This window comes from Methylomagnum sp. (genome assembly GCF_054333355.1).
Map to the genome: position 1 here is coordinate 1 of NZ_JBTEKS010000151.1, position 9,589 is coordinate 9,589.

12 protein-coding genes are annotated in these 9,589 nt (G+C 60.3%); 11 read left to right on the forward strand and 1 reads right to left on the reverse strand.

From position 1 onward, the window contains the following. Positions 1 to 63 precede the first annotated feature (63 nt). The 3 genes from ACXWUF_RS12550 (at position 64) to ACXWUF_RS12560 (ending at position 3,062) form a co-directional block, all read left to right on the forward strand. A complete protein-coding gene (locus ACXWUF_RS12550; RefSeq protein ID WP_458495011.1) occupies positions 64 to 717 on the forward strand; it encodes an ABC transporter ATP-binding protein in 654 nt (217 codons plus the stop codon). A gap of 3 nt (positions 718 to 720) precedes the next feature. Then, positions 721 to 1,893, forward strand: a complete 1,173-nt coding sequence (locus tag ACXWUF_RS12555; RefSeq protein WP_458495012.1) for a hypothetical protein — start codon at positions 721 to 723, stop codon at positions 1,891 to 1,893. A 254-nt stretch (positions 1,894 to 2,147) separates the two neighbouring features. Continuing rightward, positions 2,148 to 3,062: a metal ABC transporter substrate-binding protein gene (locus ACXWUF_RS12560; protein WP_458495013.1), complete on the forward strand. Its 915-nt coding sequence runs from the start codon at positions 2,148 to 2,150 to the stop codon at positions 3,060 to 3,062. A gap of 397 nt (positions 3,063 to 3,459) precedes the next feature. Here the strand turns inward: ACXWUF_RS12560 and ACXWUF_RS12565 are convergent, their stop codons facing one another. Continuing rightward, positions 3,460 to 3,633 (reverse strand): hypothetical protein, encoded by a 174-nt coding sequence (locus ACXWUF_RS12565; protein ID WP_458495014.1) that lies wholly within the window; start codon positions 3,631 to 3,633, stop codon positions 3,460 to 3,462. Between the two features lie 179 nt (positions 3,634 to 3,812). On the opposite strand from ACXWUF_RS12565, the gene ACXWUF_RS12570 reads away from it, so the two are divergent. From ACXWUF_RS12570 to ACXWUF_RS12605, 8 genes are all read left to right on the forward strand, one after another. After that, positions 3,813 to 4,280 (forward strand): Hsp20/alpha crystallin family protein, encoded by a 468-nt coding sequence (locus tag ACXWUF_RS12570; protein ID WP_458495015.1) that lies wholly within the window; start codon positions 3,813 to 3,815, stop codon positions 4,278 to 4,280. Between the two features lie 164 nt (positions 4,281 to 4,444). Further along, complete coding sequence (gene lon / locus ACXWUF_RS12575) at positions 4,445 to 6,802, forward strand: endopeptidase La (protein WP_458495016.1); 2,358 nt, start codon at positions 4,445 to 4,447, stop codon at positions 6,800 to 6,802. A gap of 173 nt (positions 6,803 to 6,975) precedes the next feature. Beyond that, positions 6,976 to 7,203: a DUF433 domain-containing protein gene (locus tag ACXWUF_RS12580; protein WP_458495017.1), complete on the forward strand. Its 228-nt coding sequence runs from the start codon at positions 6,976 to 6,978 to the stop codon at positions 7,201 to 7,203. Then, positions 7,200 to 7,532 (forward strand): DUF5615 family PIN-like protein, encoded by a 333-nt coding sequence (locus tag ACXWUF_RS12585; protein WP_458495018.1) that lies wholly within the window; start codon positions 7,200 to 7,202, stop codon positions 7,530 to 7,532. The genes ACXWUF_RS12580 and ACXWUF_RS12585 overlap by 4 nt, the downstream gene beginning before the upstream one ends. A gap of 253 nt (positions 7,533 to 7,785) precedes the next feature. Then, complete coding sequence (locus ACXWUF_RS12590; protein ID WP_458495019.1) at positions 7,786 to 8,073, forward strand: toxin-antitoxin system TumE family protein; 288 nt, start codon at positions 7,786 to 7,788, stop codon at positions 8,071 to 8,073. Next, on the forward strand, positions 8,070 to 8,447 hold the full coding sequence (locus tag ACXWUF_RS12595) for an HVO_A0114 family putative DNA-binding protein (protein ID WP_458495020.1): 378 nt from the start codon (positions 8,070 to 8,072) through the stop codon (positions 8,445 to 8,447). Before ACXWUF_RS12590 ends, ACXWUF_RS12595 begins: the two co-directional genes overlap by 4 nt. 52 nt (positions 8,448 to 8,499) lie before the next feature. Continuing rightward, positions 8,500 to 8,697: a hypothetical protein gene (locus ACXWUF_RS12600; RefSeq protein WP_458495021.1), complete on the forward strand. Its 198-nt coding sequence runs from the start codon at positions 8,500 to 8,502 to the stop codon at positions 8,695 to 8,697. Beyond that, on the forward strand, positions 8,660 to 9,589 hold a 930-nt coding region (locus ACXWUF_RS12605; protein WP_458503289.1), incomplete at its 3' end, for a DUF4365 domain-containing protein. The genes ACXWUF_RS12600 and ACXWUF_RS12605, both read left to right, overlap by 38 nt.

Below are 9,589 nucleotides of genomic sequence, written 5' to 3' on the forward strand. Positions count from 1 at the left end.
GGCGCAACCCCCACTCCCATCACGGTGCATCCGATCCGAAAACGCTCTAAACATACCCCCTGAATGATCGAAATTGAAAACCTGAGCTTCCGCCGCGCCAGCGGCTTCGCCCTGAACATTCGCCATCTGCGCGTCGCCGCCGGTGAAAAGGTCGCCATCATCGGACCCAGCGGCGCGGGCAAGACCACCCTGCTGAAACTCATCGCGGGCATCGTCCCGCCGGACAGCGGCAGCGTGGAAGTGGACGGCACGGAGGTCCACAGCCTCGGCGACGACGCCCGCCGCCGGTTCCGCATCACCCGCATCGGCTTCGTGTTCCAGGAGTTGGAATTGCTCGATTACTTGAGCCTGCTCGACAACATCATCCACCCGTACCGCATCAGTCCGGCCCTGCGCTTGGACCGCTCGGTGCGGGAGCGGGCGCGAAGCTTGGCCGAAGACACCGGACTCGCCGGCAAGCTCGGCCGCCGCCCCGGCGAACTCTCCCAAGGCGAGCGGCAGCGCACCGCCGTGTGCCGCGCCCTGCTGCCGGAGCCGGATTTGCTGCTGGCCGACGAGGCCACCGGCAATTTGGACCCGGCCAACAAGGCGCATGTGGTTGACCTGTTGTTCCGCGCCGCCGACCGCCGCGCCGCCAGCCTTCTGGCCGTGACCCACGACCACGAACTGTTGCCCCGCTTCGACCGCGTGGTGGACTTCCATGAGCTTTGCGCCTGACTCATGCGGCACGACTTTTTTCTCGCCTGGCAATACCTCCGCCACAACAAGTCCCGCACCGTCATTCTCATCGCCTGCCTGGGCCTGATTGGCGCGTTGCCCCCGGCCCTGCACCGGCTGCTGGACGAGGGGGAGCGCTGGATGACGGCCCGCGCCGCCGCCACGCCGTTGCTGGTGGGGACGCGGGGCAGCGCGGTTGATCTGGTGTTGAAGGCGCTGTATTTCACCGCAGCCGCCGCGCCGCCCATCACCATGGCCGAGGTGGACCGCATCGCCGCGACCGGCTGGGCCGACCCGCTGCCGGTGTATGCCCGGTTCCGCGTCCATGGCCTGCCGGTGGTCGGCGTGAGCTTGGATTATTTCGATTTCCGGGCGCTGGCCGCCGCGACGGGCGACTTGCCGGCCATCCTGGGCGATTGCGTTCTCGGGTCAGAAGCGGCGGAGCAACTGGAACTCAAACCCGGCGACAGCCTCCCGACCGCGCCGGACAATCCGTTCGATCTGGCGGGCGCCTATCCCTTGAAGCTCAGGGTGGCGGGCGTCCTGGCGAAATCCCACAGCCCCGACGACCGGGCCATTTTTGTTGATCTGCCAACGGCCTGGGTCATCGAAGGCTTGGGCCACGGCCACACCGAACAGAGCCAATCCACCCCCCAAGCGGACGCGGCCTTCGGCGCCCTTCCCGTCACCACGGAAACCGTGGCCTACACCGAAATCACCCCGGACAATCTGGCATCGTTCCACTTCCACGGCGACCCGGCCACCTATCCCATCAGCGCGGTCATCGCCCTGCCCCACGACCGCAAATCCGCCGCCCTGCTGCGCGGACGCTATTTGGAGCATGAGCAAACCAGCCAAATCGTCCTGCCCCTGGAAACCACCCGTGGCCTGTTGCAAAACATCTTCCGGCTGAGTGCGCTATTCGATGGCGTCCTAGTGATGGTGGGCGGCGCCACCGTGGCGGTGGTCGGGCTGGTGTTCGCGTTGTCGTTGCGGCTGCGGCAGCGGGAGATTGAGACCATTCATCTCCTGGGCTGCGGGCGCTGGATGGTGGCGCGTTTGGTCTTGGCGGAAATCCTGCTGATCGGTGTTGCCGCCGGGCTGGTGGCTGTCGGGCTGCTGCAAGCGATGAGCGCCTACGCGCCGGAATTCGTGCGGTATTTCGTGATTGCCTGACGGCCCCGTAAATTTTTCGTAGGGTGGGTTAGGCGCACGTTAGAGCATTTTCAGTTCAGGTGTACGGGCTGTAAGGTCTGTGGGAGCGGGCTTTAGCCCGCGACAGCCACGCGGATCGTGGGCTAAAGCCCACTCCCACCACCGTATACTCGATTCAAAACAGATCTAAAGCCAATGGCGGTGTCAAGCCTCTCGCCAGTGCGCCTAACCCACCCTACGAAACTTTCATTTTCCAACCTGACGAGAAAAACCCCATGACCGAACATTCCCCGGCCCGCCGCCGCGCCCTCGTTTCCTTGTGCCTGCTGGCCGCCTCGCCCCTGGCGCGGGCCGGGTCCACTGGCTCGCCCACGCTCAAAATCGTGGCGTCCAATTATCCCCTGGCCTATTTCGCCGAACGGCTGGGCGGCGCCCGCGTGGCGGTGAACTTTCCCGCCCCGGCGGACGTGGACCCGGCGTTCTGGCGGCCGGACGCCAAATCCGTGGGCACGATGCAGCGGGCCGATTTGATCGCGTTGAACGGCGCCGACTACGAGAAATGGCTGCCCCACGTCGCGCTGCCCCGCCTCAAGACGGTCGACACCGCCGCCGGGTTCAAGGACGCCTTCATCCACATCGAGAACGCCGTCACCCACAGCCACGGCCCCGGCGGCACCCATTCCCACGGCGGCACCGCGTTCACCACTTGGCTGGATTTCGAGCAAGCGGCCCAACAGGCCCAAGCCCTGGCCGACGCCATCGCTCGGAAGCGCCCCGAGTGGAAGAGCCTCATCGCGGAGAATCTGGCGGGCTTGAAAGCCGACCTCGCCGCGCTGGACGCCGAATTGAAGGCCATCGCCGCCACCAAGCCCGGCCTGCCGCTGCTGGCGTCCCACCCGGTGTATCAATATCCGGCCCGCCGCTACGGGCTGAATCTGCACAGCGTCCATTGGGAAGCCAACGAGACGCCCCCGGCGGAGGAATGGCGAGCGCTGGAAAGGACGCTCGCCAGCCACCCCGCCAAATGGATGCTTTGGGAAGCCGAACCCAGTCCAGACATCGCCGCGAAATTGCAGGCGCTGGGCGTCGCCAGCCTGCCGTTCGAGCCTTGCGCCAACCGGCCCGAGGCGGGCGACTTCCTATCCGTGATGAAGCGGAACGCGGCGAATCTCAAAGCGGCGTTCCAGTGACTTTTTGATTCAGCGCAAGCCGTCGGTAGGTCAAAAACCGGGCGGTGGCCTGCGATGGGCGGCGGGGATTTTTGCCCTGAGTCCGGGCGTCTCCTTGTTCTAAACCGCGTCCCGTCTGGAAACCGTAGCCTATAGGATGGGTGGAGCTTCGCGGAACCCATCACATCGGGCTAGGCGGCATAATGGGTTTCGCTGCGCTGCACCCATCCTATACAGGGCGTCCGACGGCTGGGTATGGAACTTCGTATTTCAAACGGGATGCGGTTTAATGCGTCCTCTGGCTCATCGGGGATAACATCCCTTTCCTGCGCCGCCAGCTTTCAGCCAACGGCGGATACAACAACGCCGCCCCGGAGCAATCCGGGTCGGCGTTGTCATTTCAGAAACTAGCGGTCTGCTACTGCTTTTGCGGCGTTGCCGGAGCCTGGGGCGGCGTCTCGGACTTCTTCATCCAATCGGGACGGCCCTGGGGCGCATTATTTCCCAGCGGCCCATCGCTGCCACATCCCATCATGGTGAACATCAAAATTCCCATCAGGCCGAAAGCCGCTGCGCGTTTGATCGTTTGCATAGTTGTCATCCCAGCGTCTAAAAGATTTAAGGAAACACCGAATCGTTGTGGTTGCCGGACCCTGCCGGATAAACCGCTGCCCTGGTCGGGTTAGCTTGCCAAGTTTACCCGCTTTCGGGTGGTGCCTGACTTAATTTCCGTCAATTCGCCAACGAGTCCCGCGCGCCCGTGGGCCGCGAATGAATTCCGCCGCCGCCGCCACGTCAAACACTTATCAAGCCACGCCCCGGAAGGAACCCAACATGCCGCGTGAATCAAGACTCAGGATGTGGGCGCAAGCCTGTGAAATGCTGGACGAGGCGGAACGCCTGCATCGGCGCTTCTTTCAACCGCAGAGGCTCACCGCTTGCCGCCCGGTGTGGGAGCCGCCCGTCGATATTGTCGAGTGCCACGGCGAAATCAGCATCACCGTGGTGCTGCCGGGGGTGCCCCACGAGGCCATCGAAGCCACCGTCATCGACGAGGTGCTGGTGGTGTCCGGCGAGCGGCCCCTCGCCATCGACCCGGACGCCGCCCTGGTCCATTGCCTGGAAATTCCCTATGGCCGATTCGAGCGGCATATCCCCTTGCCGACCGGACGCTTCCGCATCGGCGACCCCGTGTACGAACACGGCTGCCTGACCATCATCCTGTACCGAACTCCGTAGGTCGGGCATGGAATCCAGGCCCGATCCACCCAATTGCTGCACAGAATTCCGGTAGGTCGGGCGGGCACTCCTACCCGACGCCATCGCCCGGGTCAAGCAACGTCGGGCAGGAGTACCTGCCCGACCTACCTGGTTCCGTCATGCCAGTCCGACAAGGTAATCCAATGAACACCACCGAACGCCGCTCCGAAAAAACCACCAAGTCCCTGCCGCGACTGCCGGAAGACACCGTCGCCGTCATCCCGGTGCGGAACATGGTGCTGTTTCCGGGCGTCATCATTCCCATCGCCATAGGCCGGGACATTTCCATCGCCGCCGCCCAATACGCCCTGCGCACCGATTCGCCGCTGGGCGTGGTGCTGCAACGCGACCCGAAGGAGGACGAGCCAAGCTCCCTGGACCTGCATGCCATCGGCACCCTGGGCGCGGTGCTGCGCTACGTCACCGGACCCGAGGGCGCCCACAACATCGTCTGTCAGGGCGAGCAGCGCTTCCGCATCACCGGCTTTCTGTCCGGCTACCCGTTCCTGGCCGCCAAGGTCGAACGCATTCCCGACCCGGACCCGCACACGCCGCACCTGGAGGCCCGCTTGCTGCAATTGAAGGAAATGATGGCCGAGGTGCTGGAACTCTTGCCGCAAGCGCCGTCGGAACTGCTCAACGCCTTCCAGCAAGTCACGGCCGCCGGGGTGTTGAGCGACTTGGTGGCGTCCTTCATGGACTTGGCCGTGGGCGAGAAGCAGGAGATTCTGGAAATCCTGGACCCGCAACGGCGCATGGACCGGATCATTGAGCTACTGCGCCACCGTATCGAGGTGCTGCGCATTTCCAAGGAAATCAACGAGCAGACCAAGCACAGCATGGACGAGCGCCAGCGGGAGTTCGTGCTGCGCGAGCAATTGCGGACCATCCAGAAGGAATTGGGCGAGACCGACGAGCGTTCCGAGGAGCTGGGCGAACTGCGGGAAGCCATCGCCAAGGCGGACATGCCCGAAGAAGCCGAGAATCAGGCGCTCAAGGAGCTGAAGCGGCTGGAACGGATGCCCGACGCCAGCGGCGAATATTCCATGATCCGCACCTATCTCGACTGGCTGGTGGAACTGCCCTGGTCCGCCGAAACCGAGGACCGGCTGGACATGGCCGAGGCGCGGCGGGTGCTGGACGAGGACCATTACGGCCTGGTCAAGGTCAAGAAGCGCATCCTGGAATATCTGGCGGTGAAGAAGCTCAACCCGGAAGGCAAAAGCCCCATCCTGTGCTTCGTCGGCCCGCCCGGCGTCGGCAAGACCTCGCTGGGGCAGAGCATCGCCCGCGCGATGGGCCGGAAGTTTGTGCGGGTCAGCCTGGGCGGCGTCCACGACGAGGCGGAAATCCGGGGCCATCGCCGCACTTACATCGGCGCCTTGCCCGGCAACATCATCCAGGGCATCCGCAAGGCCGAGGCCCGCAATTGCCTGATGATGCTGGATGAGATCGACAAGCTGGGCGCCAGCTTCCACGGCGACCCGTCGTCGGCCCTGCTGGAAGTGTTGGACCCGGAGCAGAACGGCACCTTCCGCGACAATTATCTGGCCGTGCCGTTTGATCTGAGCCGGGTGCTGTTCATCGCCACGGCGAACATGCTGGACACCGTGCCCGGCCCGCTGCTGGATCGCATGGAAGTCATTCACCTGCCCGGCTACACGGCGGATGAAAAGCTGCAAATCGCCCACCGCTATCTGGTGGAGAAACAGCGCGGCGCCTGCGGCCTGAGGCCGGAGCAATGTGAAATCACCGACGCCGCCCTCGTCGGCATCGTCAGCGACTACACGCGGGAGGCCGGGGTCCGCAACCTGGAACGGGAAATCGGCTCGGTGTTCCGCCATGTGGCCGTGCGCATCGCCGAGGAGGAAATCAGCCAGCTCGAAGTTACCCCAGATCAGTTGCAAATCATTCTCGGGCCACGCCGCTTCGAGAACGAGGCCGCCATGCGGACCAGTTTGCCGGGCGTTGCGACGGGTCTCGCTTGGACGCCGGTGGGTGGCGACATCCTGTTCATCGAGGCCAACCGCGCCCCCGGCACCGGCAAGCTGATTCTCACTGGCCAATTGGGCGACGTGATGAAGGAGAGCGCCCAGACCGCGCTGACCCTGGTCAAATCCCGCGCCAGCGAATGGGGCGTGGAGCCGGGCCTGTTCGAGAAAAGCGATATTCACATCCACGTCCCCGCCGGGGCCACGCCCAAGGACGGACCCAGCGCGGGCGTGGCGATGTTCGTGTCCCTGGCCTCGCTGCTCAGTCAGAGGCCGGTGCGCAGCGACACCGCCATGACCGGGGAAATCAGCTTGCGCGGCCTGGTGTTGCCGGTGGGTGGTGTCAAGGAGAAGGTGCTGGCGGCGCTGGCGGCTGGCTTGCGGCGGGTGCTGCTGCCGGCTCGTAATCGCAAGGAGTTGGAGGAGATTCCGGCGGAGGCGAAGGAGAAGCTGGAGTTTGTGTGGCTCGAAACGGTGGATGAGGGGTTGCGGGAGGCGTTGGGGGGGTGAGTTATCGGTTCATTTTGCTGGTTCCTCTAAGAATCCTAGGCTCTGCCCGCCAGTTTTGGCGAAATAGCGGTTGAGGGTGGGGCGCTATGGGTTGTAGAGTTTCTTGTGCTTGCTGGGTGCTTGCCCGGTAACATGAGCAAATATTCCCCAATTCTTCTTTCTAGAGTGACGCGATGAACTACCAAGACCGAATTACTATTGAGCCTGGAAAACGTGGGGGAAAGCCTTGTATTCGTGGGTTACGCATCACTGTTTACGATATATTGGATTATCTGGCTTCGGGGATGTCGTTTGAGGAAATACTTGAAGATTTTCCCGAGCTTGAACGGGATGATATTTTTGCGGCCTTGGGTTTTGCGGCGGATCGGGAGCGGCGAATTGAATCGCTTAAGATTTCATGAAGCTGCTGCTGGATGAAAACTTGTCCCGGCGATTAGTGCCGTTTTTGCTGAATGATTATCCCGGCACCACTCAGATTGCGCTGTTGGGAATGGAGCAAGCCGACGACCGGGATATTTGGAGCTATGCCCGAGACTATGATTTTGTCATCGTGACCCGTGATTCGGATTATTACGAGCTTAGCGCCCTGTTTGGATCGCCACCTAAAGTGATATGGCTACGTACTGGCAATCAATCCAAAGCGGCTACGCTGAATGCCTTGTTGAGTTATCGCCAGCAAATCGAGCAAGCCTTATTGAAGGAAGATAAGGCTTGTATTGAAATTTACTAAAACAACCTGCCCTTGCCGGGATTTGTCTCGATTCAACGAGCGTTTCCGGGTTCGTTATTCTCGCGGTGTTTGCGGGAACGCTGAAAAATAATAATCACCAATAACCGGGGGACCGGATGGAAGAATCTCAATTTGCTTTTGATGTTTTCCTAAGTCACATCTTTAGGAGTGAGGACATTCTGCCTGTCGATAGGGTGCGGCTTAGAACAAAGCCCGGCGGCGAGAGCCACTCGGAACCGATGGGCCTATTGCCATGAAAGCTACAGAAATACTCAGGGAGAAAACCATTGTCGGCGATTTGGTTGTCGAAATGGTTATCTGGCAAGTTCCGATGCCAATACCCGGTAGCTGCCATGCTTATAAATATCGGCTTTATTGTGGGCGGGCTGGCAAGTGTTTGGTGCGTTATGATAATGAACGGGGCAAGGGGGATCATGTGCATTATGATGCTGGAGAGTTTTCTTACCAGTTCGTATCCTTGGCTAAGTTGATTGACGATTTTGAGACGGATGTGGCGCGTTTGACGGGAGGTGGTTTATGAGGCGGGTGATTATTGGCGTGGAATCGCGGGCGATGGCTTTTGCCAGGGCGCGGGAGGCGGCGCGGTTGGCGGATATGGGCGCGGCTATCCCGGAGGCGGATTACCATTTGAATTTCGGGAGTATGCAGCAGTTATTCGGTGAGTTGACGCCGGAGCGGTTGCGTTTGTTGGAAACGGTGTTGAAGGGCGGTAAGCAACCCGTGGAGGTATTGGCGCGGAAGTTGGGCCGGGATGAGGCGGGTATTCAGCGGGATTTGGCGGCGCTGTCAAATCATGATTTGGTGGCGGTGGATGAGGGGGGATTGGTGAGTGCGCCTTGGGGGGCGGTGGAATTGCGGTTGAATTTTGGGGCCGATTTGGTGGAAGCGGCGTAGTGTTTGGCAGGGGGCTTTTCTTAAACAATACTCAGAATAACTGGGGGACCGGATGGAAGAATCTCAATTTGCTTTTGATGTTTTCCTGAGCCATAGCGCGAAGGATAAGGATGTTGTGCGGCCGATTGCAGAGCGGCTGCGGGGGATGGGCTGCGGGTTTGGTTTGATGAGTGGGAATATGAAGTGTTGGTTTGCTCATGGGAAAGCAAAGTATGAAACTAATTCCAAAACGGGCATTTTTGGGGTTTGAAGAGCTACTTGAACGATGGGGATGGACAAGTGAGGATTTGCGTGACGCCATAGCGGAAGGGCATATAATTCCAGCCATTCGCCCACTCGCTAATATTTCGCTACTAACACTGGAATGCAAGCCCCCCGGATACTTTGCTGAACAACAGTCTAATTTTGCCAAAAAAACAAAGATAGAAATGTACAATGCATATTCATTCCTTTATTTGCATTGCCCGATGCGGTTGCCAGGAAGAGGGTATGTTTTTATGGAATATAGCAATTCGACTGAACCAGACACGAGTGAGGTTATTCCTTTCTTGAAAAAACGATGTTCACGGGAAGATTATCGTGAATTCCTTTTTTTAATGGCAGAAATTGAACGTAGTGAAGCAGCAGTATCTCAACCTGACTTAGAGGCTTGTTTCACTAGCCCAGAAATGCATATCTGCGAACGGAAGTTACAAGAGAAATCTTGGTGCGAACTGGATAACGAGAGCAAGGAGCGGGCTTTGGTCGGCGATGTAATTTCCACCGTCGCCCTCGCCGGGCAAATCTGCCGCGAAAAAACCGTCAGCGACCACGGCATCGACATGGAAATCGAATTCAAGAACAACGCCTACGAAGCCACCGGCCAAATGCTCTTCCTGCAACTCAAATCGGGCGATTCCTACTTGCGCAAAAGGAAGGGCGATGGCGCGGAAATCTTCACCATCAAAGACGAGCGCCACGCCCGCTACTGGATGACCCAGCAATTCCCGGTGCTTCTGGTCATCCGCAATTCCGACGGCGAAATCCGCTGGATGGAAATACGGGATTGGCTGAAACGGGAAAGCCAGGACGGCAAAAAGCCTGTCAAGCAAATCATCTTCGAGGGTGAGCGCTTCGACGTAACGAGCGTGCGGCGCTGGCGG